At 68.3% G+C, this 22711-nt stretch carries 29 protein-coding genes; 15 read left to right on the top strand and 14 right to left on the bottom strand.

The features are described 5' to 3' along the window. Positions 1-44: 44 nt before the first annotated feature. Together MKL09_RS06710 and MKL09_RS06705 are read right to left on the bottom strand one after the other, a co-directional pair. Positions 45-1007, bottom strand: a complete 963-nt coding sequence (locus MKL09_RS06710; RefSeq protein WP_244019069.1) for an aliphatic sulfonate ABC transporter substrate-binding protein — start codon at positions 1005-1007, stop codon at positions 45-47. Beyond that, positions 1004-1549, bottom strand: coding sequence for an OsmC family protein (locus MKL09_RS06705; RefSeq protein ID WP_244019068.1), 546 nt, complete (start codon positions 1547-1549; stop codon positions 1004-1006). The genes MKL09_RS06710 and MKL09_RS06705 overlap by 4 nt, the downstream gene beginning before the upstream one ends. A 529-nt stretch (positions 1550-2078) precedes the next feature. On the opposite strand from MKL09_RS06705, the gene MKL09_RS06700 reads away from it, so the two are divergent. From MKL09_RS06700 to MKL09_RS06690, 3 genes are read left to right on the top strand one after another with little or no spacing between them, the layout of a single operon-like run. Beyond that, positions 2079-3401, top strand: coding sequence for an O-acetylhomoserine aminocarboxypropyltransferase/cysteine synthase family protein (locus MKL09_RS06700; RefSeq protein WP_244019067.1), 1323 nt, complete (start codon positions 2079-2081; stop codon positions 3399-3401). A 2-nt stretch (positions 3402-3403) separates the two neighbouring features. Next, entirely contained in the window at positions 3404-3595 is a 192-nt protein-coding gene (locus tag MKL09_RS06695; RefSeq protein WP_244019066.1) for a hypothetical protein, read from the top strand. Beyond that, entirely contained in the window at positions 3588-4202 is a 615-nt protein-coding gene (locus tag MKL09_RS06690; protein WP_244019064.1) for a beta-class carbonic anhydrase, read from the top strand. Before MKL09_RS06695 ends, MKL09_RS06690 begins: the two co-directional genes overlap by 8 nt. A gap of 73 nt (positions 4203-4275) precedes the next feature. On the opposite strand, the gene MKL09_RS06685 is transcribed toward MKL09_RS06690, so the two are convergent. The 3 genes from MKL09_RS06685 to MKL09_RS06675 all read right to left on the bottom strand — a co-directional run bounded on the left by MKL09_RS06685 (position 4276) and on the right by MKL09_RS06675 (position 5152). Further along, on the bottom strand, positions 4276-4455 hold the full coding sequence (locus MKL09_RS06685) for a hypothetical protein (RefSeq protein WP_244019063.1): 180 nt from the start codon (positions 4453-4455) through the stop codon (positions 4276-4278). 43 nt (positions 4456-4498) lie between these two features. Then, on the bottom strand, positions 4499-4783 hold the full coding sequence (locus MKL09_RS06680) for a hypothetical protein (protein ID WP_244019061.1): 285 nt from the start codon (positions 4781-4783) through the stop codon (positions 4499-4501). A gap of 99 nt (positions 4784-4882) precedes the next feature. Then, on the bottom strand, positions 4883-5152 hold the full coding sequence (locus MKL09_RS06675) for a hypothetical protein (protein WP_244019059.1): 270 nt from the start codon (positions 5150-5152) through the stop codon (positions 4883-4885). 160 nt (positions 5153-5312) lie between these two features. Here MKL09_RS06675 and MKL09_RS06670 point away from each other — a divergent pair, with 160 nt between their 5' ends. Continuing rightward, positions 5313-5534, top strand: coding sequence for a hypothetical protein (locus MKL09_RS06670; protein ID WP_244019058.1), 222 nt, complete (start codon positions 5313-5315; stop codon positions 5532-5534). Positions 5535-5561: 27 nt separating this feature from the next. After that, positions 5562-6050, top strand: coding sequence for a CinA family protein (locus tag MKL09_RS06665; RefSeq protein WP_244019057.1), 489 nt, complete (start codon positions 5562-5564; stop codon positions 6048-6050). Between the two features lie 301 nt (positions 6051-6351). Here the strand turns inward: MKL09_RS06665 and MKL09_RS06660 are convergent, their stop codons facing one another. From MKL09_RS06660 to MKL09_RS06645, 4 genes are all read right to left on the bottom strand, one after another. After that, positions 6352-8103, bottom strand: a complete 1752-nt coding sequence (locus MKL09_RS06660; RefSeq protein ID WP_244019056.1) for an ABC transporter ATP-binding protein — start codon at positions 8101-8103, stop codon at positions 6352-6354. A gap of 10 nt (positions 8104-8113) precedes the next feature. Further along, positions 8114-8818 (bottom strand): siderophore-iron reductase FhuF, encoded by a 705-nt coding sequence (fhuF, locus tag MKL09_RS06655; RefSeq protein WP_244019054.1) that lies wholly within the window; start codon positions 8816-8818, stop codon positions 8114-8116. After that, positions 8815-10074, bottom strand: coding sequence for an MFS transporter (locus MKL09_RS06650; protein ID WP_244019052.1), 1260 nt, complete (start codon positions 10072-10074; stop codon positions 8815-8817). Before MKL09_RS06650 ends, fhuF begins: the two co-directional genes overlap by 4 nt. Before the next feature lie 358 nt (positions 10075-10432). Continuing rightward, positions 10433-11185, bottom strand: a complete 753-nt coding sequence (locus MKL09_RS06645) for a L,D-transpeptidase (RefSeq protein ID WP_244019050.1) — start codon at positions 11183-11185, stop codon at positions 10433-10435. 286 nt (positions 11186-11471) lie between these two features. On the opposite strand from MKL09_RS06645, the gene MKL09_RS06640 reads away from it, so the two are divergent. The 5 genes from MKL09_RS06640 to MKL09_RS06620 all read left to right on the top strand — a co-directional run bounded on the left by MKL09_RS06640 (position 11472) and on the right by MKL09_RS06620 (position 15793). Further along, positions 11472-12188, top strand: a complete 717-nt coding sequence (locus tag MKL09_RS06640) for a protein phosphatase CheZ (protein ID WP_244019048.1) — start codon at positions 11472-11474, stop codon at positions 12186-12188. Between the two features lie 80 nt (positions 12189-12268). Then, positions 12269-14335, top strand: a complete 2067-nt coding sequence (gene uvrC, locus MKL09_RS06635) for an excinuclease ABC subunit UvrC (protein ID WP_244019047.1) — start codon at positions 12269-12271, stop codon at positions 14333-14335. Positions 14336-14408: 73 nt separating this feature from the next. Continuing rightward, a complete protein-coding gene (gene pgsA / locus MKL09_RS06630) occupies positions 14409-15008 on the top strand; it encodes a CDP-diacylglycerol--glycerol-3-phosphate 3-phosphatidyltransferase (RefSeq protein ID WP_244019090.1) in 600 nt (199 codons plus the stop codon). A gap of 37 nt (positions 15009-15045) precedes the next feature. Beyond that, positions 15046-15297, top strand: a complete 252-nt coding sequence (moaD, locus tag MKL09_RS06625) for a molybdopterin converting factor subunit 1 (protein ID WP_244019046.1) — start codon at positions 15046-15048, stop codon at positions 15295-15297. A gap of 265 nt (positions 15298-15562) precedes the next feature. Then, entirely contained in the window at positions 15563-15793 is a 231-nt protein-coding gene (locus MKL09_RS06620; protein WP_244019045.1) for a hypothetical protein, read from the top strand. Positions 15794-15844: 51 nt separating this feature from the next. Here MKL09_RS06620 and MKL09_RS06615 read toward each other — a convergent pair whose 3' ends face one another. Then, entirely contained in the window at positions 15845-16246 is a 402-nt protein-coding gene (locus MKL09_RS06615; RefSeq protein ID WP_244019044.1) for a BrnA antitoxin family protein, read from the bottom strand. Next, positions 16233-16508, bottom strand: a complete 276-nt coding sequence (locus MKL09_RS06610; protein ID WP_244019043.1) for a BrnT family toxin — start codon at positions 16506-16508, stop codon at positions 16233-16235. The genes MKL09_RS06615 and MKL09_RS06610 overlap by 14 nt, the downstream gene beginning before the upstream one ends. A gap of 213 nt (positions 16509-16721) precedes the next feature. Between MKL09_RS06610 and MKL09_RS06605 the strand changes: the two genes are divergently transcribed. Further along, the gene (locus MKL09_RS06605) at positions 16722-17420 is read left to right on the top strand and encodes a ribonuclease activity regulator RraA (protein ID WP_244019042.1); all 699 of its coding nucleotides are present in this window, start codon (positions 16722-16724) and stop codon (positions 17418-17420) included. A 46-nt stretch (positions 17421-17466) separates the two neighbouring features. Here the strand turns inward: MKL09_RS06605 and MKL09_RS06600 are convergent, their stop codons facing one another. Beyond that, positions 17467-18489, bottom strand: a complete 1023-nt coding sequence (locus MKL09_RS06600; protein WP_279605713.1) for an MDR family NADP-dependent oxidoreductase — start codon at positions 18487-18489, stop codon at positions 17467-17469. A gap of 215 nt (positions 18490-18704) precedes the next feature. On the opposite strand from MKL09_RS06600, the gene MKL09_RS06595 reads away from it, so the two are divergent. Both MKL09_RS06595 and MKL09_RS06590 read left to right on the top strand, forming a co-directional pair. Then, entirely contained in the window at positions 18705-19298 is a 594-nt protein-coding gene (locus tag MKL09_RS06595) for a TetR/AcrR family transcriptional regulator (protein WP_244019040.1), read from the top strand. Positions 19299-19639: 341 nt separating this feature from the next. Further along, on the top strand, positions 19640-20611 hold the full coding sequence (locus MKL09_RS06590; protein ID WP_244019038.1) for a DMT family transporter: 972 nt from the start codon (positions 19640-19642) through the stop codon (positions 20609-20611). On the opposite strand, the gene MKL09_RS06585 is transcribed toward MKL09_RS06590, so the two are convergent. Beyond that, positions 20589-21362, bottom strand: coding sequence for an SDR family NAD(P)-dependent oxidoreductase (locus MKL09_RS06585; protein WP_244019036.1), 774 nt, complete (start codon positions 21360-21362; stop codon positions 20589-20591). The two genes, MKL09_RS06590 and MKL09_RS06585, sit on opposite strands and share 23 nt — an antisense overlap. Before the next feature lie 190 nt (positions 21363-21552). Between MKL09_RS06585 and MKL09_RS06580 the strand changes: the two genes are divergently transcribed. Next, positions 21553-21966: a flagellar biosynthesis repressor FlbT gene (locus tag MKL09_RS06580; RefSeq protein ID WP_244019034.1), complete on the top strand. Its 414-nt coding sequence runs from the start codon at positions 21553-21555 to the stop codon at positions 21964-21966. An 18-nt stretch (positions 21967-21984) separates the two neighbouring features. Here the strand turns inward: MKL09_RS06580 and flaF are convergent, their stop codons facing one another. After that, positions 21985-22359 carry a flagellar biosynthesis regulator FlaF gene (gene flaF, locus MKL09_RS06575; protein ID WP_244019032.1) on the bottom strand — a complete coding sequence of 125 codons (375 nt, stop codon included), beginning with the start codon at positions 22357-22359 and terminating at the stop codon, positions 21985-21987. A 170-nt stretch (positions 22360-22529) separates the two neighbouring features. On the opposite strand from flaF, the gene MKL09_RS06570 reads away from it, so the two are divergent. Next, on the top strand, positions 22530-22711 hold a 182-nt coding region (locus MKL09_RS06570; RefSeq protein WP_244019030.1), incomplete at its 3' end, for a hypothetical protein.

The following is a 22711-nucleotide window of genomic DNA, read 5'->3' as shown; positions in this document are numbered from 1 at the left end:
CGCCCTTCGTCGAAACCGTCTTCTGCCTGAACAGTCCCCGGTGCTCAGCTTCGCGGCGGCGTCCAGACCGCGTCCCGGACTCGGATAGCGCGCGGGATGAGCCCGAGCCGGTAGAATCGGTCGGCGGTCGTCTGCTGGCTGGACAGGATCGCGTCGGACAGCGGACGCACGCCGAATTGCGTGCGGTCGGCCGCGACCTTCTGGATGGCGTAGGGAATGCCGGTCACATCCGCGAGGGCCTGCGCCACCTGATCGCGATGGGCGCCGGCCCAATCGGCCGCCTCCGCCAGACCTGCCAGCGCGCTCGCAACGATGCCCGGATGCGCCTCGGCGAACGTCCTGTTGGCCAGGAAGAAAGCGGGCGCCTCGAAGGTCTGACCGGAGGTGGTGAGGATCCGCGTGTCGTTGCGGGCCTGCGTCAGGGCGAGATACGGATCCCAGATCGTCCAGGCCTCGACGCTGTCGTTGGCGAAGGCCGAGCCGGCATCGGCGGGCAGCAGATAGGCGGGCTTGATGTCGGAGAAGGCCAGTCCGGCCTTTTCGAGGGCGGCGACCAGCAGGTTGTGCGAGCTGGTCCCGCGCCCGACCGCAACCGTGCGGCGCTTGAGATCCGCGACCGTGCGGATCGGCGAATCCGCCTTGACGATGATGGCTTCGCTGTCGCCGGAAGGCGGCACGGCACCGACATAGACGAGGTTGCCGCCGGCCGCCTGCGAGAAGATCGGCGGCGCGTCGCCCGTATAGCCGAAATCGATGCCGCCGGCGTTGAGCGCTTCCAACAAGGGCGGACCGGCCTGGAACTCGACCCAGCGCACCGTCGTCCCCGCGGCGGCCAGCCGTTTCTCGATGGTGCCCAGCCGGCGCGCGACCACGATCAGGCCGACCTTCTGATAGCCGATCCGGAATTCTTTCGGTGGGGCATCCTCCGCGGTCGCCCCGGCCGTGGTCGCGAGGCCCGCCGCCAGGGCGAGAACCAGGGTCGAGAACCGGCGTCGGGTGGTCGTCACGCGTCGGTCTCCTTCGCGGTTCGGCCCTGCACGAAGCGGCCGCTGACATTCTGCGGCAGGCGCAGCAGGTTGAGGATCGGGCAGGCCGTCTCGACCCGGGCCTGAAGCGCCGCGATCACGGCCGGGTCGGCCGGCGAGTCGATCTGCACCGTGTAGGCGAGGTTCTGCGGGTGCACGGGGATAGCCTCGAAGCCGTCTGCGCCGGCGCGCGGATCGAATGTCCCGGTCACCTCGACCTCCAGGGACGTGATCGGCACCTCCTGCAACGCCGCCTGGATCAGGATCGTGTGGGCGAGGCACGAGCCCAGGACGCCGAGCTGGAGTTCCGGCGACCCGGGCCCGAGATCGAACCCGGCGAAGTCTGGCGCGCTGTCGGACACGATCGCGTGCCGCCGGATCCCGATCCGCCGAACGCCGCTGCCGCCCTCCACCGTGGCCCGCGCCGTCAGGGGCACCGGCCCGGCCTCGCCCCGGCGGATCCGCGCATCGCGGGCCGCCAGCGCGCGCCGCTTCTCGTCGAGATACGTGTCGATGTCGGCCATGGATTCCGCCGTCTCTTGATCGCCTGTCGCGGCCTCGGCTCGGGGCGTCGCGAGTCTAGCTTCGAGACGGCGAAAAAGGCTTCCGTTGATCCGGCGCCGGCAAGGATGTCGTTCTGCCGACGGGCGAGGCCGGGATAGGGACGTCTACGCCGGTGCGGGACCAACGCCGGATCGCGGCGGCAGTCGAGCCCGGCGGAACCGCCGAGTCGCGGGTGCGCGAGGGTGATCCAAACACCAACGGCAGACCCTCGCGGGCGTGAACGATCGCGCGGGTTCCGGAGGCGTGGCGACCGGGACACCTGCGCGGACACGCGACTGAAGGATTGTTTCCGAGATCAAAGCTTACGCGCCGACCGTCGCGGATGCTGAAGGATCGCGTTTCCAAAATCAACCCGAGTCGAGGGTATGAATTTTCAAGATACGCCGAAATTCGATCATCTCATTTTATTGACCTGAACACCGGCCGGAGGAACGATGGACTGCGCGATCCGAGCACTCTGCCGCGTCCAGATCGATCAGGAGCCGTCCCGTGCCGAGCCAGGACCTGACCCATGCCAAGCCCGAGACGCTCGCCCTCCACGCCGGCTGGCGGGCCGATCCGACGAGCGGATCCGTTGCGGTGCCGATCCACCAGACGACCTCGTACCAGTTCCGCGATACCGACCACGCCGAGAACCTGTTCGCCCTGAAAGAACTCGGCTACATCTACACCCGGATCGGCAACCCAACCGTCGATGTGCTGGAACAGCGGCTGGCGGCCCTCGAAGGCGGTGCGGCCGCGCTCGCCCTCGCCTCCGGCCAGGCGGCCTCGGCGCTGGCCGTGCAGAACCTCGCCCGCGCCGGCGACAACATCGTGTCTTCGACCGACCTCTACGGCGGCACCTGGAACCTGTTCGCCAACACCCTGTCCGAGCAGGGGATCGAGGTCCGGTTCGTCGACCCGGCCGATCCGCAGGCCTTCGCCCGCGCCACCGACGAGCGGACGCGGGCCTACTACGCCGAGACCCTGCCGAACCCGAAGCTCGCGGTCTTCCCGATCCGCGACGTGGCGGAGATCGGCCGGCCGCTCGGAGTCCCGCTGATCGTCGACAACACCGCTGCGCCGCTGCTGGCCCGCCCGTTCGATCACGGCGCGGCCATCGTGGTCTACTCGACCACCAAGTACATCGCCGGCCACGGCATCGCCATCGGCGGGGCGATCATCGACGGCGGCAGCTTCGATTGGGCCGCCCACCCGGTGCGCCAGCCCAATCTCAACACGCCGGATCCGAGCTATCACGGTGCGGTCTGGACCGAGGCGGCAAAGCCGATCGGGCCGGTCGCCTACGTCCTGCGCGCCCGGGTGCGGCTGCTGCGCGACCTCGGCCCCGCCGTCTCGCCGCTCAACGCCTTCCTGACGCTCCAGGGGCTGGAGACGCTGCCGCTGCGGATCGAGCGCCACAGCCGCAACGCCCAGGCGATCGCGGAATGGCTCCGGGATCGCCCGGAGGTGGTGCGGGTGATCCATCCGTCGCTCCAGACCGGCGCGGCGCGTGCCCGGGCCGACGCGGTGCTCACCGGCGGCTATGGCGGCCTCGTCGGGTTCGAGCTGGCGGCGGGGCGCGCGGCTGGGCGGCGCTTCATCGATGCCCTGCGGCTGTTCTATCACGTGGCCAATATCGGCGACGCTCGCAGCCTCGCGATCCATCCGGCCAGCACGACGCACTCCCAACTCGGCCCGGAGGCGCTCAAGGCCACGGGCGTCTCGGACGGCTACGTGCGCCTCTCGGTGGGCCTGGAGCATATCGACGACCTGTTGGGCGATCTCGACCAGGCGCTGGCGGCGGCCGGCACCGTAGCGCAGGCGGCCTGACCATGACCCGTCTCCTCGCCCGCTTCGCCCGCCTCTTCCCGGGGACCGGCGCCCCTGCCGGAGAGCAGCCTGCGGCCGACAAACCCCAGCTTTCCTTCCCAATGCTGGATGGCGGCATCCTGGTCTACGCCGATCTCGCCGCACATCTCGTCGACCTGCCCTGTCACCTGCGCGAGCGTACACCCCATGCCTGAACCGACCGAGCGCGAGCAGATCCGCGCGGAAGTGCTGGCCGCCAATGCGCGCTATGCCGCGACCTTCGACAAGGGCGATCTCGCCCTTCCGCCGGCCCGGCGCTTCGCCATCCTGACCTGCATGGATGCAAGGCTCGACCCGGCGAAATATGCCGGCCTCGCGGAGGGCGACGCCCACGTGATCCGCAATGCCGGCGGCCGGGCCAGCGACGACGCGATCCGCTCGCTGGTGGTCTCGCACAAGCTCCTCGGCACGGCGACCTGGTTCGTGATCCACCACACCAATTGCGGCATGGAGCTGTTCACCGACGCGGTGATCGGCGACCTGCTCGAGGACAGCCTGGAGACCGCCCAGTTCGACGGCTCGACATGGTCGAACCCGCGCCATGGCGGCGGCTCTCCGGAAGGGCGCAGCGTCGACTGGCTGACGATTCCCGACCGGTACGGCAGCGTCGCGTCCGACGTGCGCCGGATCCGCGCCCACCCCTTGGTGCCGGGCTACATCCCGATCTACGGCTTCCTGTACGATGTCGCGACCGGGCACCTGGAGGAGATCCAGGAGGCGAGCGAAGCCGGCCGGCCGACAGCGGCGCCATCGACCGGCTGAGAACCATCGCCGAGACCGGCCTGACCCGCTGAGCGGGAGTCGCTCGCGACAGAGGCGATCCGAGTCGAAGCCTCTACTGCCCCTTGCCCTGGCCGGTCTGCGGCGTCGGTGCGATGGGTGTGGCGGCATTGCCGCTCGGACTGGAGCTTTCCAGTGTTGTCGGCACGGGCGCGGCCCCCGACTTTTCCCAATGGGCGAAGGCGACGCTCGCCAGGATGATGGCGATCGCGGCGGGGAACAGGAACCGGGACATGGGCCGGCAACCGAGGCCGGAGGCCTCGGTTCCGACGGTGCGGCTATCGCGCAGGCGCTGTGGTGTTGGTGCCCGCGCCGACGCCGGGCCGCGCGGTGCCGGTGCCCGGTACCGTCGCGGCGCCGGCCGCGCCGGTAGTCGAACCAGTTGTCGCACCGGTGGCCGAGCCGGTCGCGCCCTCGTTCATCTTCTGGCTGTCGCTCTTCACCGAGCCGGGATTGTTCATGTTTCCGGTCGCGCTTCCGCCACCGGCGGGCTGCTGGGCATAGGCAGTTCCAGTCAGGGCGACGGCGAGAGCGGCCGCGAGGCCGTAAATTGTCATGCGCATGTGCGTTTCCTCAGGTTGGCCCGTCTTCGGGCTCCTAGGGCAACGCGGCTGAGATCGGTCTGTTCGTTGCGGATCCGGTGATGATCGCGGCAGGCCGGATCACCGGCGCGGGGGATCGATCCAGACCCGCATGCCCGGCGTCGAGGATCCGTGTGTTTCCTCGGCTGTCCAGCTCGGCCGGGTCGATGCGGCACCGGCGGAGGCAGTCTCGATCCGCGGCGTGATCGAGCCCGTGGTCATCGGGTCCGCCCAATCCGACGCGTGTTCGGCGACCTGGACGGCCGGCTCGGGCAGGTTGCGCTCGTATCCGACGACGACGGCGGTCAACCCGGCGCCGACCAGGACGAGGGCCAGCCCGTCGACGATCATGTGGCCCAGTCTCGGCATGATACCTACGCGTGTTGAGGAGCCTCAGGGATACGACCGTAGGCTTAACGAACCGTGGAGGCCGCACCGCTTGGGGCGCAACGATCCGGGTCGACAGGCGCTTACCGCCGGGGATGCGTGCCGATCGGAGACGACGACAGCCATGGAAGCCAGTGACCTGAAACAACACCCGCCGTTCCGGGTGATCACCTTCCGCGACGAGCAGGAGGTCATCTCGGAGGATGTCGAGACCGAGATTGCCGCCCGAACCCGCTTCGCCTCGGCGATCGACCTATGCACGTCGCGGGACGAGGCGCACGCGCACCGTGTCGAGCTACAATCCGGCGGCGAAACCGTCGCGACCTGGCCGCAAGCCAGGACGTAGCCGCGGCAGCACCCGGAAGGATCTTCCATGAACGATCTGCTGCCGAAGGCCGCGACGCTCGGGGCGGCGTTCATCGCGCGCAACGAGACCCTCGCGGTCTCGGAAACCTCCGCCGGCGGTCTCGTGTCGGCGGCACTCCTGTCGATCCCGGGCGCCAGCGCGTATTTCCTCGGCGGCGCTGTGATCTACACAGCGACGGCGCGCTCGTCCCTCCTCGGCATCGACGATGACGCGATGACCGGCCTACGCTCAGCCTCCGAAGGCTATGCGCGGCTCCTCGCCCGGACCGTCCGCGTGCGACACGGGGCGACCTGGGGCCTCGCGGAGACCGGCGCCGCGGGCCCGAGCGGCAATCGCTACGGCGACGCGGCCGGACATACCTGCCTGGCCGTGAGCGGGCCCGTCGAGCTGTTCGCCACCATCGAGACCGGCAGCGCGGACCGGGTCGCGGATATGCGGGCTTTCGCCGGACGTCTGCTCGACTTACTGGGCGAAGCCCTGGCCGAAATGGGCTGATCGAAAGGGGCTCGTAATCCAACGTTCGACCTCCCGATCCGACGGTCTTCTCGGAGATGCCGCGCTTCGGAGACACCCGCCGTGCTTGTGGGTCGTGCGCCCCATGGCGAGAGCTTCGGCACGCCGCGGCTGCCGGTCGACGCGCGTCTGCACGAGCAGGCGTTCGGCATTCTCGACCGGCTGACCCGAGTCGGGATCGAGCAAAATCATCCCGAACGGGCCGAGCTGCGCGTAGATCTCGGCCAAGGTCGATGCAGTGGATGTCACAGGCGCGGCCGACGGAGAGCGCCTGCGCCGCGCTCTACTCCGCCGCGGTCGCGGACACGCCATCCTCGCCGGCCGCGCCGAATTGCGCCGCATGCAGGCGTCGGTAGACGCCATCGGCGTCGAGCAGCGCCGCGTGTCGGCCCTGCTCGACGATACCGTCCTCGCCCAGGACCACGATACGGTCGGCATCGCGGATCGTCGCGAGCCGGTGGGCGATGACCAGGGTCGTGCGCCCCTGGGCGAGTTCGGCGAGTGCCTGCTGGATCTCGCGCTCGGTCTGGGTGTCGAGGGCGGAGGTGGCTTCGTCGAGGATCAGGATCGGCGGGTTCTTGAGGAACACCCGGGCGATGGCGATGCGCTGCTTCTGGCCGCCGGACAGGCGTACGCCGCGCTCGCCCACCACCGTGTCGCGCCCGTCGGGCAGGCCGTCGATGAGCCCACCGAGCCGGGCGCGGCGGGCGGCCTGATCGATCTCGGCCTCGGTCGCGTCGAGGCGGCCATAGGCGATGTTCTCGCGGATCGTGCCGGCGAACAGGAACACGTCCTGCTGCACGATGCCGATCTGCCGCCGCAGGGAGGCCAGGGTCATATCGCGCACGTCGATGCCATCGACCGTCACTCGCCCCGCGGCGACCTCGTAGAAGCGCGGCAGCAGCGCGCAGAGGGTCGTCTTGCCCACGCCCGACGGGCCCACGAACGCGACCGTCTCTCCGGCGGCGATCATCAGGTCGAGGCCGGCGAAGATCGGGCGGCCTGTTTCGTAGCCGAAGCTCACCCCCTCGAAGCGGATATCGCCGCGCAGGGTCGGCACCTCGACTGCATCCGGGCGGTCGACGATGTCGGGCTCGTTGGCAAGCAGCTCCTGGTAGCGGCGAAAGCCCGCCACACCCTTGGGATAGGTCTCGATCACCGCGCTGATCTTCTCCAGCGGGCGGTAGAACACCCCGACCAGCAGCAGGAAGCCGACGAAGCCGCCCGCGGTGAGGTCGCCGCGAACCACGAAGGCCGCGCCACCGAGCAGCACCGCGATCTGGACCAAGCGCAGGCCGAGATAGTTGATCGACAGGCTGGCCGCCATCAGCCGGTAGGCTTCAAGCTTGGTGTCGCGGTAGCGGGCGTTGTCGCGAGCGAACAGGGTGCGCTCGTGCTGCTCGTTGGCAAACGCCTGCACGACCCGCATCCCGCCGACATTCTCCTCGATGCGGGCGTTGAAGGCGCCGACCCGGCCGTATTGCGTCTGCCAGTTGCGGGTCAGGCGCCCGCCGTAGCGCAGGCTCACGAAGGCGATGACCGGCAGGATCGCGCCGGTGATCAGCGCCAGGGTCGGGTGGACCCAGACCATCAGCGCGAAGGCGCCGATGAGCGTCATCACGGCGATGAACAGGTCCTCGGGCCCGTGATGGGCGACCTCGCCGATCTCCTCGAGGTCCTTGGTCACCCGGGCGACGAGGTGGCCGGTCTTCTGGCCGTCGTAGAACCGGAACGACAGCTTCTGCAGGTGGTCGAAGGCCCGGGCCCGCATCGTCGTCTCGATGTTGATGCCGAGCACATGGCCCCAATAGGTCACCACCACCATCAGGCCGGCATTGGCCACGTAGACCAGGGCGAGGCCGCAGGCGGCCAGCACGATCAGGCCCCAATCCTGCCGCGGCAGAAGCTGATCGACGAAGGTCTTCACCGCGATGGGAAAGCCGAGTTCCAGCAGGCCGGACAGCACGGCGCAGCCGAAATCCATCAGGAACAGCGCCCGATGCGGCCTGTAATAGGCGAGGAAGGCCTTCAGCATGGTCGGCGGATCAGCGATCTTTGGCGCATTCGAGGGGGCAGAGCGTCCCGCAGGAAGGGACGCCCGGAAGGCGGTGGCGCAGGCAGCAGACGCGCCGCCGCCGGCAGCCCGACGCGTCCGCGCACAAGGCCTGCGCGAGGGGGTTCCTAGCGCAGGCGAGGCTACCGCGCCATCCGGGCCGCGTCGCGGCTGCCGCGCAGGCCGGCTCGTCCGCGCAGCCCAGTTCCCCGGCGACGTAGTCGAGGATCACCGCGGCGTTGCCCCACAGCACCCGGGGGGCGATCCCGCACCGGGCGTGGCACATCTCGACGAACGGGCGCAGATGGCCCTCGACCAGGCCCGCCAAACCGGACGCGCAGCCGGACCGGCCATCGGGCGTCTCCGCCGGGACCAGGAGGCGGGCGGGGCGTCCGTCAGCATCGAGTTCGAGGCGCGTCGTGTCGAAGGCGAGCGGCAGGGGACGCCCGAGGCAGACCAGGGCGGTCAGGGCCGGTGTCGCGAGCGCGGCTAGGTAGAACTGGCTCCAGTATGAGACGAGGATGCGCCGATCGACCGCCCCGTATCCCGCCCCGAAGGCCGACAGGGTCGTATCGAACACCCCGGGATCGCGCAGCGCGGCCACCGGCAGCGCCGTGGCACCGCCGGGTCCGACGGCGACGCCGTCTCGGTACGCCTTCAGCGAGGCCGGAACGCGGGCGGCGATCTCGTCGATCATCGCGCCTCCGCTCCGTCCGTCCGGAGGGTCCGATCGACCGTCAAGACCAGCCAGGCCACCGCCGCCGCGTAGAGCGGCAGGGTCGCGCAGAAATAGGCGGGCCATCCGGCCCATTCGGCCAGAGCCGGCGCCGCGACCCGCAGGGGCATCGCCGCGAAGAAGGCGGCGCCGAACAGCAGCGCGTAATCCGTCGCCGGCCGCGGCCCCTGGGCCCAGCGGTAGATCATGTTGAACACCGGCACGCCCAGGATCCCGCCGCAGAGGAAGTTCAGAACCGTCGCGGCGATCGCCAGCCCCACCGCGCCGGCCGTACAGGCGGACGCCATCAGGCTGCCGGAGGCCAGGACACCGAACGCCCCGAAGGCGATCAGCCGCACCGTGCCGAAGCGCGCGGCGAGGCCGCCCGCCACCAGCGCCATGACGAGGTTGATGGCCGGCAGGACGGTGCCGGTGAGGAAGCCGACCTGCGCGAGCGGCACGCCGAGGTCTAGGAGAGCCAGCGTGTTGGGGCCGGACAGCAGGTAGGCGGCGGAGAAGTAGGCGCCGAGCACGAGGATCCGCGCTGCCAGGACGCGCAGGCGCGCGAGCGATCCCGACCATCGCTCGGGTGGGCTGCCGACTCCGCGAAGACGCGCCTCCGGGTAGCCGAGGATCGGCAGGAGGCACAGGGCGTCGAGGGCCGCGCAGGCCAGGACCGCGATGCGCCATCCGAGGAAATCGTAGGATCCGACGAGGATCCCGACGCCAAGGATGCCGCCCAGGGACGCGCCGCAGAGCTTGGCGGAGGCGACGAATGTCCGCCGCGCCGCCGGCACGGTCTCGACGACCAGCGCCTCCAGCGCGATGTCCATGGTGGCGACGCAGGCACAGGCCGCGACCGCCAGCAGGAGCAGCGCCGGCAGCGGCCAGTCCTCGCCGAAACTCAGGACGCCCAGCAGCAGCACCGTCGCGCCCTGCGCCGCCACGATCCATCCGATCCGATGATCGAGGAACGGCAGGCGAACCCGGTCGAGGACCGCGGCCCACAGGAAGGTCAGGCCCACCGGAAGATTGATGAGCTGCAGCAGGCCGACCTCGGCCAGTTCCAGACCCCGAACCCGCAGGATCAGCGGCGCCCCACCGGACAGGAAGCCGAGGGTGGACCCGAACGTCATGTACAGACAGAAGAACGGTGCCAGGGGTCGCATGCCGGACAGGGACCGGCCGACGCGCGCCCCGATATCGGCGACCGCAGATCGGCTCACCGCGAGCGGCATCGTCCGCCCCGTCGGGACGCGAGGCGGCGATACGGCATCGGGTAAGACGCCGATCCCGAACCGTCTGGATTGCACCAGTTTATAATCAAACTAATTCAATAGTTTACCACGGACTATTTATTTAGCCCGAGTGCACGACGTCGATCAAGGCGTCGACGTCGGCAGATCTATCGCAAACGGCGCGCATAACCGGGGTCGGGGGCCCCGATCATTTGGGGCCGGGCCGACTTGTAAATAGGAATCTGCGTGTGACGATCGTCAGCCACCGGCTGCCGTTGAGGACAGAGACCTTTCCGAAGCTTTTGGAGCCGAGGCACGCCTGAATGGACCTCGGAGGAAGAACCGGTCGTGGAGCCCCTCAGAGAACCTCGACGCGGGTTCCCACCGGGACGCGGTCATAGAGATCCACCACGTCCTCGTTCATCATCCGGATGCAGCCCGAGGAGACCGATTGGCCGATCGTCCCCGGCTCGTTGGTGCCGTGGATGCGGTAGAGTGACGACCCGAGATAAAGTGCGCGCGCGCCGAGGGGATTGTCCGGACCGCCCGCCATGTGACGCGGCAGGTCGGGACGGCGGGCGAGCATCTCAGCCGGCGGCGTCCAATCCGGCCACTCGGCCTTGCGGCTCACGGTCTTGAGGCCGTTCCAGGCAAAGCCCGGCCGGCCGACCCCGATCCCGTAACGGAGCGCGCGCTGCCCGGGCTGCACGAGATAGAGGTGCTTGGCCGAGGTATCGATCACGATGGTCCCCGGCCGCTGCGGCCCGGCGAACGCGACCTCCTGGCGCTGGTATTCCGGGCCGACCTCCCGGGCAAGGCGGGTCGGATCCGCCTGGGGGGCGCCGTAGACCTGCCGTGGCGGAACGGCCTGGAGCGGTTCCGGCTCGGCCGGCAGCAGGTCGCCTGAATACGCTGCCACCCGCTGCGGAGCCGCGGAGCGCTGGGGATGGAAGCGGCCCTCTCCCCCGGCCTGACCGGTCACGAGATACTCGATCAGGCCGCCACCATAGCCGCTGCTTTCGGCGTAACGCGCCTGCTGCGCAGCCACGGGGGCGCACAGCGAACCCGAGACCACGATCGCACAGAGACCAAGACGGACCGAGCCACGCATCGTCGGACGCTCCCGCGGGAGCAAGCCCCCCGATGCGCGAACGATCCACCCGCAGCCGGCCGTTTCGGTGAATCAACATGGTGAATCACGCCGGTCGCGCAGGATCCTCCCCGACGACGCATAATTAGCGTGAATCGCTGGTAAAATGCCGCCGGCCACAACCACCGATAGGTCAAATGTCCCGCACGCATAGGAATCGATCGCAGGCGAGCTTGGCAGTCACAGTCCGCTAACCGATTGTGATAGAGAGTCACCACCACAGATCCTGAAGGCTCACGCCCCGACGATGACCCAGAAGCGCTATCGCATCGAAGACAGCCTCGGGCTCCCCGGGGTTTTACCTGCCGCACCGAGTCCCGGCGTCTCGAATGAGCGGCTGGACGAGATCCTGGGCGCCATCCTGGACCTGCGACGCATCACCGAGATGAGCGCGGACGAGACGATCGCGGCGTGCCGCCGTGAGTTGCAGGACGCCCTGGCGATGCGTTCCGAACTCGATCTGATGAAAGAGGCGATCACCCGGACCAAGTCGGAACTGGCGACGCTCCACCGCTCCGAGAACAGCGGCAAGGGCATGCGCCGGGCGGCGGACGAACTCGATGCGGTGGTCGAATCGACCGAGCGCGCCACGACGCAGCTGCTGAATGCGGTCGAGGACATCGAGACGAATGCCGGCATGCTCTACACCGCGAATCTGCCGCCGGGCATGAAGCAGCACGTCGATATCATCCAGGAGCGGGTGATCTCGGCCTACGAGGCCTGCAACTTCCAGGATTTGACCGGCCAGCGGATCAACAAGATCGTCGGCGTGATGAAATTCATCGAGGAGCATCTCGATCACCTGATCGACGCCTGGACGCAACTGGACAGCTTCCGCGATCTCATCACCGTCATGCCGGTCCCGACCGCGCTGGATGACGAGAGCAGCCTGCTCAACGGGCCGAAGCTCGACGACGATCCGGGCCACGTCGACCAGAACGACATCGACTCGCTGTTCGACTGATTCGGCCCGGCCGGTTCGGCGCGGCAATTTTGTCGGCCGACCCGGTCCCCCTCGGGGTCAGGAACGCTTAGATCTGCGGTATGAACCGCAGAGCCCTCTCAGACCTGCCCCCCGATACCTTCGACGACGGCCGCGACGCCGAGCGTGACGAGAGCGCCGGCGAGTCCGAGGCCGCGCTGGCCGCCGAGGATTCGCCGGAGATCGATTTCGATTTCGATCCCGGCGCGGTCCAGGCCGGCACCGAGGTGATCCGCCGGTTCTGGTCGACGCTGCCGAATTCGCCCGGCGTCTACCGCATGTTCGACCATCGCGGCGACGTCCTGTACGTCGGCAAGGCCAAGAACCTGAAGGCCCGCGTCGGCTCCTATGCCCGCGGCCAGGCGCATTCGAACCGCATCGCCCGGATGATCTCCCAGACGGCGGCGATGGAGTTCGTCACCACCGCCACCGAGACCGAGGCGCTGCTGCTCGAAGCCAACCTGATCAAGCAGCTCAAGCCCCGCTTCAACGTGCTGATGCGGGACGACAAGTCCTTCCCCTACATCCTGGTCACCGCCGACGGCCCGGCGCCGCAGATCGTGAAGCACCGCGGCGCGCGGCGCCGGAAGGGCAATTATTACGGCCCCTTCGCCAGCGTCTGGGCGGTCAACAGGACGGTCAACGCCCTGCAGCGCGCCTTCCTGCTGCGCACTTGCACCGACAGCTATTACGAGAACCGCTCCAGGCCCTGCCTGCTATTCCAGATCAAGCGCTGCTCCGGCCCCTGCACCGGTGAGATCGGGACCGACGATTACGCCGCGATGGCGGATGCGGCCCGCGCCTTCCTGGCCGGCAAGTCCAATGCCGTGAAGGACCGGATGCGCACCGAGATGCAGGAGGCGTCCGAGGCGCTGGAGTTCGAGCGCGCCGCCCGCTACCGCGACCGCATCGCGGCGCTCTCGGCGATCCAGGGGGTGCAGGGCGTCAACACCCAGGGCGTCGAGGAGGCCGACGTGTTCGCCCTCGACGAGCAGGCCGGGCAGTTCTGCATCGAGGTGTTCTTCTTCCGCAACTTCCAGAACTGGGGCAACCGCGCCTACTTCCCGAAGGCCGACCGGTCGATGACGCCGGAGGAGGTGCTCGGCTCGTTCATCAGCCAGTTCTACGACGACAAGCCGGCGCCCCGGACGGTGCTGACCAGCCACCCGATCGAGGATGCCGAGCTGGTCGCCGCCGCCCTGTCGAGCCGCGTCGATTACCGGGTCGAGATCCACAAGCCGAGCCGCAGCGAGCGGAAGAATCTCGTCGAGTATGCCCAGCGCAACGCCAAGGAGGCGCTGGCCCGGCGGCTCGCCGACACGGCCTCGCAGGGCAAGCTGTTGGCGGCCCTGGGGCAGGCCTTCGGCATGGACCGGACACCGCGGCGGATCGAGGTCTACGACAACTCCCACATCATGGGCACGAACGCGGTGGGCGGGATGATCGTCGCCGGCCCGACCGGGTTCATGAAGACGCATTACCGCACGTTCAACATCAAGTCGGAGGAACTCACCCCGGGGGACGATTACGGCATGATGCGCGAGGTCCTGCAGCGGCGCTTCAAGCGCCTCGTCAAGGAGGCGCCGCGCACCGAGCGCGAAGCCGCGGTCGCGGCGGCCGAGGGCGGCGCGCCGGAGCCGAATCCCGCCCCCACGGAGGATGGCGAGGCGTTTCCCACTTGGCCCGATCTGGTGCTGATCGACGGCGGCAAGGGTCAACTCGACGCCGCCCGCACGGCGCTCGACGAGATCGGGGTGTCGGACGTGCCGCTGATCGGCATCGCCAAGGGTCGCGACCGCGATGCCGGGCGCGAGACGTTTTTCGTGCCGGGCCGGCCGCCGTTCAAGCTTCCACCGCGCGACCCGACCCTCTACTTCGTGCAGCGGCTGCGCGACGAAGCCCACCGCTTCGCCATCGGCAGCCACAGGGCCAAGCGCAAGCGTGAGATGATCAAGAATCCCTTGGACGAGATCGCCGGCATCGGCCCCAGCCGCAAGCGCGCGCTGCTGCACCATTTCGGCACCGTGAAGGCGATCGAACGCGCCGCCTTCGAGGATCTGGCCAAGACCCCCGGGGTGAACGTCGCCACCGCGCGCGCCGTCTACGATTTCTTCCATGCCGGCGCCTGAGGATCCCGCCGTCACGGCCGCGCCCGCGGTCGAGACGTTGACGCCCGGGCCAAGCTCTGATTTCACCCCGGCCATGAACGCCGTCCTTCCCCGACGCCGGTCGCCCGCCTGGACGTTCGCGAACTGCCTTACCTACGGCCGCCTCGTGGCGGTGCCGGTGATGGTCGCGCTGCTGTTCTGGCCTGACTCGCACACCGCGCGTTGGACGGCGCTGGGCGTGTTCGTGGCGGCCGCGATCACCGACTACCTCGACGGGTATGTCGCGCGGACCTACCATCAGAGTTCCGCGCTCGGGCGCATGCTGGATCCGATCGCCGACAAGTTGCTGGTCTCGGCCTGCCTGCTGATGCTCGCGGCCGACCACACCATCGTCGGCTCGTCGATCTGGGCGGCGATCGTGATCCTGTGCCGGGAGGTGCTGGTCTCCGGCCTGCGCGAGTATCTCGCCGAGCTGAAGGTCGGCGTCCCGGTCAGCAAGATCGCCAAGTGGAAGACGACGGTGCAGCTCGTGGCGCTCGGCTTCCTGGTGGCCGGCCCCGCGGGCGAGCGGGTGCTGCCCGGCACGGAGGCGATCGGCCTCGCGCTGCTGTGGCTCGCTGCCGCCCTCACGCTGTGGACCGGCTGGGACTACATGAGGGCCGGGATCAAGCACGTGATCGACGACCCGCGTTGAGCCGCGGTCGGCACTCCTTTTCCGGCACGGTGACGCGATGAAGCTCGTCTATTTCGCCTGGGTCCGCGAACGGATCGGCCGCGCCGAGGAAGAGCTGGTGCCGCCGCAGGGGGTGGCCACGGTCGCCGATCTCGTCGCTTGGCTGCGCGGGCGCGGCGAAGAATATGCCTACGCGTTCGAGGATCCGGGCGTGGTCCGCGCAGCGATCGATCGGACCCATGCGAAGCCGGATGCGATGATCGCGGGTGCCGGTGAGATCGCGTTCTTTCCGCCGATGACCGGAGGCTGAGGCATCGAACGTCCCAGCACGTAGTCCGCCGATCTTGAACGCGAAGCGGTCCCGGGGTCTTTGGCGGCGTCGCTCCGGCCGTGTTTCAGGCCGAACGGCGCGTGGGCCGAGCCGCGTTCTTCTACGGGTTCGGCCCGCTTTCCAACCGATCACCCCGAACGTCGGATCGCGTGGTTCAGGCCGGTGCTTTGACCACCAGAAATTGCGGAACGCTCAAGCTGGGGCCGCCGTTACTCGGGACCGAAATCGGACCCAGAGTTTTCGCATGCGCCAGACGTTCCTCGCCGCCGCCGCCCTGCTCAGCCTCGGCGTTGCCGCCCAAGCCCAGACCACCGTGATCGAGCGCGACCGCCCCGCCGTGGTGGTCGATCGTCCGGCCACCGAGTCGAAGTCCGTCACCGTCCACGATCACGGCGATGGCTGCGTCACCAAGACGGTGCGCAAGGAAGACGAGATGGGTGATTCCAAGACCGTGAAGAAGGAGACCTGCGACTGAGGCAGGCCTGTTCTCCCGGACGGTTCTCCGTCCGGGCTCACGATGCGAGTCTCATCGCCGAGATAGCCGACGCTTCGGCGATGGCGCAGATCGTTCCGGCTGGTTGTCGTCACGCTGGATACGTTTCACCTTGGCAGCCTCGGTCTCAGGCCCGAGCCCGGCTGCCAAAACCTCGTTCATCCGTGTCTGCCAGCCGGGCCCCTGAGCCTTGTATGCGGCCAGCACATCCGGCGGCACGCGCAGGGATACGGGCACGGCCTTTGCCTCGGCCTTGGGTCGTCCGGCCCGCTTCAGGAAGGCTTCCGCCATCCCAGCCGGCATCCCGTGTGGACCGGGACGGGCTGAAGCCAATTCGGCCTCGGTCAAAGGCGGATTGTCGGAGACCTCATCCCAGTCAGCCTGGGTGTAGGCTTCGGTCGGGGTGTAACCCGGCGCATGCTCAGCCTTCGGCATAGCGGGCTTTCTCCTTCGCGTTGGCCGGCCGTACGCTGACGACATCGATCGCCTCGGACCCAAGTGGGGAGACGATGGCAACCACGACGATCTCGCCGTACCGGCTGCCGATCAGCTTGAACCGTTTGCGTCCGGTGCAGCTGGACTTGGTCGTGACGGTCAGAAAGCGGTCGAAACTGAACGCCACCTCGAACTCGGTGAGATCGAAGCGGTGCTTGGCGATGTTCGCCTGCCGCTTTGGCTGACTGTAAGTGAACCGCACATATTCAGTATATACCGAAATCTCGATACTGGCCAGTGGGTCTGTCGATAAGATCGACCTCTACGGAGGGGCGGGACGCTTTGAACGCGCGACGATCGTTCCCGCAGCCGTCCAACACCTCGGATCTGGATGGACAACATCCGGCACGAGGGCATCTAGGATGCGGGGAGATCGGCTCACCTGAGAGCTGCACCAGCCGGGAAGGATACGCGGATGTCGAGCGACGCCCAGATCGTCGAAGTTCTCTCGAAGGTCACCACCGCCACGATCACGACGATCCTGCTGAAGAAGGGGCTCCGCAACGTCTGGCTGCGTGGCACCCGGCCGTTGAGGCCCGGCCAGCCCCGGATCGTCGGTCGCGCCTTCACCCTGCGGTTCGTCCCGGCCCGTGAGGATCTCGCCACCCCGGAATCCTGGTCGTCCCCGACTTCGACCCGGGCGGCGATCGAGGCGATGCCGGCCGGCTGCATCGCGGTCGTGGACGCGATGGGCGTCACCGATGCCGGCATCTTCGGCGACATCCTGTGCGCGCGTATGGCCAAGAAGGGCGTGGCCGCCCTGGTCACGGACGGGGTGGTGCGCGACGTGGCGGGGGTTCTGGGCACCGGCCTGCCGGTCTGGTGCCAGGGCGCGGCGGCCCCGCCCTCCGTGGCCGGGCTGACCTTCGTCGCCTGGCAGCAGCCGATCGCCTGCGGCGGCGTCGCGGTGTTCCCCGACGACGTGATCGTGGTGGATGAGGACGGCGCCGTGCTGATCCCGGCCGCCCTGATCGAGACCGTGATGGAACTCGCCCCCGAGCAGGAGCGCTTCGAGGGCTGGATCATGGAGGAGGTCGGCAAGGGCGCGGCGCTCCCGGGCCTCTACCCGCCGAACGCCGAGAACAAGGCACGCTACGAGGCCAGCAAGGGCTGATCCCACGAGTCTCTCGCCAACGGGCGCCGAGCGGTAGGATTCCCCGTCACACCTCCACCATGACGAGGCCCCTGAGCCGGCCTTCGCAGGCGTCGTGCAGGGCGCCGGGCGCGTTCTCCAGCCCGGCGACCGTCGAACAGGCGAAGTGGAGCCTCGCCTCGCGCTGCCAAGCGATCCATTCCGGGAACGCCTCCGCGCTGTCCCGGTCGGCGCTGTAGCCGCGCAGGGTGACATCCTTCAGGATCAGCTGAAACGAGTCGAGTTGCACCGGGGCGACGATGCTGGCGCCCGCGACGTTCAACTCGGCGGTGAGCGCTCCGAGCAGGACGAATCGGGCCCCCTCGCGCGCGGCTTCCGCGGCGGCGGCCAGTTGCTCGCCGCCGACCATGTCGACGAACACGTCCACGCCATCGGGCGCCGCCGCTTTCAGCTGATCCGCGATCGAGCCCCGATTGCGCAGGATCGCCGCGTCATAGCCGAGCTCGGCCGTCATCCAGTCGGCCTTGTCCGGGGTGCTGGTGCTGCCGATCACCCGCGAGGCGCCGAGCCTGCGGGCGATTTGCCCGGCCATCGAGCCGATTGCCCCCGCGCCACTCGATACGAAGACCGTGTCGCCCCGCCGGATCCGGATGCCGCGCGTCAGGGCGGCGTAGGCGGTCCAGCCATGGCCCAGATAGGCGGCCGGCTCGATCGGTCCCCGGCCCAATGCGACACAGCTCCCGGCATCGACGACGGCATAGTCGCGCCAGCCCAGGGGATGCGAGACGAAGGTGCCGATCTCGAACCCGCTGCCGGGCGGGCAAGCCATGACCTCGCCGATCGCGCCATCCGCCAGCCTATCGCCGGGCCTGAGCGCCGGGAAGGGAATGCCCTCGACCGCCTGCGCATCTGGGTTGGCCATCAGCCGCGTCGAGATGGAGATGCGGAACCAGCGGTTGCGCACGACCAGGTCGTTCGGGCCGGCTTCGGGCAGGGCGGTTTCGATGATGGTGAGATCGCTCGGCTGGATCATGCCATCGGGATACGCACGAAGCCGGATTTCGCGGCATCGCCCCACTGCACTGTCCATGTCGGGTTCCGTGGTGAGGTTTGCAGAAAGCTGCCGGAGCAGCGCTGCCAGGGATGGCGGCCCTGATCTAATCAAATGACTGGCGGTCAGTCAATAACGATGCCGTGGCCCTTGCCGGTCCGCCATTCCTCCACGCTGGGGACATCCACCCCTTTCCATCCCGGTGATATGCGGTCAGGCAGGGGCCGATCGTCCGTCCATCATGAGATCGCTTCGTGTCGACCAAGTCCAAGCCCAGGACCAAGCCGCCCGAAGAACGGCGCGAGGATCTGATGAACGCCGCCGAGCGCCTGTTCATCGATCAGGGTGTGGCCTCGACCACGATCGAGCAGATCACGACCGGGGCGGGCGTGGCGAAGGGTAGCTTCTACCTGCACTTCTCGTCGAAAGAGGACGTGGTCGACGGTCTGCGCCAGCGATTCGTCGACACCGTGCTCAATGCCATCAGAGACGCGGTCGAACGGCAGGCGAATGGGGACTGGAGCGGGAAGCTCGCGGCCTGGGCGACGGCTTGCAGCAGAGGTTACGCCGAATCCGCGCGACTGCACGACATCGTCTTCACCGATGTGCCTCCCCCCACCCAGGACGGGCTGGCCGACAACGTCCTGATCGATCACCTGGCGCAGTTGCTCGTCGATGGCGGCGACGCGAAAGCCTGGGCCATCGACGATGCCCGCTTCACGGCCGTGTTTCTGTTCAATGCCCTTCACGGCGTCATCCTCGACGCGGCCAAGAAAGGGCTGGCGGACGCGATCGAGCCCAAGATCGTGGCGCATTGTTTTCGGCTGGTGGGGCTGGAAACCGCGTGATCGGCACACCTCTCGATCTGCCGGCGATCCGGAATACCCTCGATCCGAGGCGACGCCGTCCCCTGGCGGCGGATTCCAGAGATCGCGCGGCCTGCCGGCGGGCATCTCCAAGGCTTCCGCTGCGTCAAAGTCTTTGAGGGTGCGGCCGAAGTCGGAAATTCTCCATCTCAGTCGTCGCAAGAGAATTTCGAGCAACTTTTGCCGCTCCGTGCGAGCGACAATTTTATCTAAGCACACTCAATCTCTTGAACCAGCGGACAGGACGCGTTTGACAGCAAGAAACGGGTTGCCTGCTCTCGAAGCCGGGCCATAGGCTCGGATCGACCTGTTGGAGATCTGCCATGTCGCCCGCCGGGAACCGCTCCATGTCCGCGCCCGAATGGGCGATGCTGCTCGCCCTGTCCGTGCTGTGGGGCGGCTCGTTCTTCTTCACCGGTATCGCGCTCGCCGGATTGCCGCCCCTCACCCTGGTCGTCCTGCGGGTCGGGCTCGCCGCGCTGATCCTGAACCTCGTCCTGCCGCTGACTAGCCTGCGCCTGCCGCGCGGCCGCAGGATCTGGACGGCCTGCCTCGGCATGAGCCTGCTGAACAATGTCCTGCCCTTCTGCCTCATCGTCTGGGGGCAGACCCATATCGCGTCCGGCCTCGCCGCCATCCTCAACGCCACGACGCCGCTCTTCACCGTCATCGTCGCCCACCTCTTCACCACCGACGAGCGGATGACCGGGAACCGGCTCGCGGGGGTGCTGGTGGGTCTCGTGGGCGTCGCCGTGATGGTCGGACCCGCGGCGTTGGCCGGGCTCAATGCCGGCCTCCTCGCCCAACTCGCGGTGCTCGGCGCGGCTCTGTCCTATGCGTTCGCGGGTGTGTTCGGGCGGCGCTTTCTGGGCCTGGGCGTCCCGCCGCTCGCGTTGGCCGCCGGACAGATCACCGCGTCCACGCTGGTGTTGTCGCCTGTGGCGCTCGCCATCGATCAGCCCTGGACACTACCGGTCCCCAGCGCTTCCGTTTGGGCTGCAGTGTTCGGCATCGCGACGCTGTCCACGGCGCTGGCCTACGTGCTGTACTTCCGGATCCTGGCGCGGGCGGGGGCGACGAACCTCTCGCTCGTCACCTTCCTGATCCCGGTCTCGGCCATCCTGCTCGGGGCGCTGGTTCTGGGCGAGCATCTCGAGCCGCGGCACTATCTCGGCATGGCGCTGATCGGCTGCGGCCTGGCGGCCATCGACGGCCGTCTCCTCCGCCGCGTCTCGCGGGCAACGAAGGAGCCGCATGAACCCAAAACACGTCTCAGCGCCAGCCGGCATCGATGAAGTAATTGTGCCCTGTACACATCCGGGCGTCGTCGGAAGCCAGGAACAGCACCAGGACGGCAACGTCGGCGGGCTGGATCCGGCCGTCCAGGCATTGTGAGGCGACGATCTCGGCCTCACCCTCCGGGGTGTACCAGCGCTCCTGCCGCGGCGTCTGGACATTGCCGGGCACGATGGCGGAGACCCGGATGCCGTCGCGACCGAGATCCCGGGCGAGCGACCGGGTCAGCCCCTCGATCGCCGCCTTGGCGGTCTGGTAGAGCGGCATCTCCTTCAGCCCGAGATGCCAGCTGATCGAGCCGAAGTTCAGGATCACGCCGCCGCCGGCCCGGCGCATCGCCGGCACGGCAGCCTGCGCGGCGAAGAACAGGTGACGCAGATTCACCGCCATCCGGTCGTCCCAGTAGGAAGGCGTCACGTCTTCCAGCTTGTGGCGGTCGTCATTGCCGGCGTTGTTGACCAGGACGTCGAGGCCGCCGAGCGCCGTCTCCGCCTCCACCACCAGGGCGCGGACCGCCTCGACATCGGTGAGGTCACAGCGCCGGTAGAGCGGCGGGTGCGCCGCCCCGGGAGAGAGCCGCTCGACCAGCGCTTCGGCGGGCTTGTCGGCGATGTCGCAGAACAGAACGCGGGCGCCCTGGGCGACGAAAGCCTCGACCAGACCTTCACCGATTCCGGAGGCGCCGCCCGTCACGAGGATGCGTTTTCCGCGAAGAGACGGGTAGATGGCGCGCGTAGACGAGGAGGGCATCGGTAATTCTCCGAAGGCTGAGGCGTCGCAGACTCACGGACGCGGCGACGCATCTTCGAAGAATCGACGCTTATCTGCGTCGCGACAATCCTGTCCCGATTGCCAGCCGGCGCGCCGGGGCCGGCGGCCATTGTCCAAACGTTAACGCTTTCGGAATCAGATCGGCGCGTCTTCTAGAAAGGAACACGCGATGCCGCTTCGCCTGGAACTCAAGCCGTTCGAGCGGCTGATCATCAACGGCGCCCTGATTCGCAATGGCGACCGGCGTTCGACCTTCCTGATCGAGACCCAGTGCAAGTTCCTGCGCGAGAGCGAGATCATCACGGAGAGCGAGGCCGACACGGCCTGCAAGCAGATCCACCTGACCTTGACGGTGATCTACCTCGCCGACGATCCGGCGTCGGGCATCGACCTGTTCTTCCGGCAGGCCGCGGAGCTGATCCGGCTGGCGCCGGCAGCGGCCCCGCAGATCGCCGCCATCGCTGAGGCCGTGGAGGCCGGGACGTTCTACCCGGCGATCAAGCTCGGCCGGAAGCTCGTCGAATGGGAGGGCGCGGCCTTGGCCGCGGCGGCCAAGCCCCGGGAGCCCGGCGCGGCCGCCTGACCGCGCCGAAGCCCGATCTCAGCCCGGATTGCCCTGGAGGCCTGCGGCGATCTCGTTGTTGATCGCCACGAGGTTGGCGATCTTCTCCGGGGTCGGGGCGATCATCGTGTCGACGCAGTTGCGCAGCACGAACACGCCCAGGTTGCCGATGCCCTGCTTGATATCGGCGGGCAGCGGGTTCTCGTCGGCGGTCGCTTCGGAGGCCAGGATGGTCCAGACCCGCTGGTTGAACGACAGGGCCTCGTTGAGCTGCTTGGTGTTGCCGGTGGCGAGCCCATGGCTGGCGCCGATCAACTGCTGGGCCGCCTTGATCAGGACCGCAGATTCGGCCTCGCGCGGTGTCAGGGAGGCGGACCGTGACGTCCGGGCATAGGCGTTGGCGGCGTAGTTCATAGGCAGTCCAGCCCTATCACATCAGACCTGCCGGGCGGGCAGGCTTGCGTGTAGCTGTCGCAGATCAAGTGTTAAGGCCACGTGAGCATCCGGTCCGCCATGATCCCGCCGGGTTGGACAGAGACCAGGGAGCGTGGCCGCGAAAAGCCGGCCACCGGATCGCGCAAACGATGTTGAACTTCTTCCTCGGAACAGTGGCCGGCGGACTGATCGCCGCCGTTCTGACCATTGCGGCAGCGCGGCAGCCGGAGGTTCAGACGCGTCTGGGGCTGAAGCCGGCTCCGGTTGTGGCGGCCCTGGCGGCGGTGGCCAAGCCGCGCGAGCCGGATTGCGTCAAGCCGCCCGAGGCACC

Origin of the sequence: Methylobacterium sp. J-048 (assembly GCF_022829515.1) — a bacterium.
In the GTDB taxonomy this organism is placed as follows: Bacteria; Pseudomonadota; Alphaproteobacteria; order Rhizobiales; family Beijerinckiaceae; genus Methylobacterium.
The sequence above is the reverse complement of the archived record's forward strand: the minus strand, read 5'-3'. Positions and strand labels throughout refer to the sequence as shown.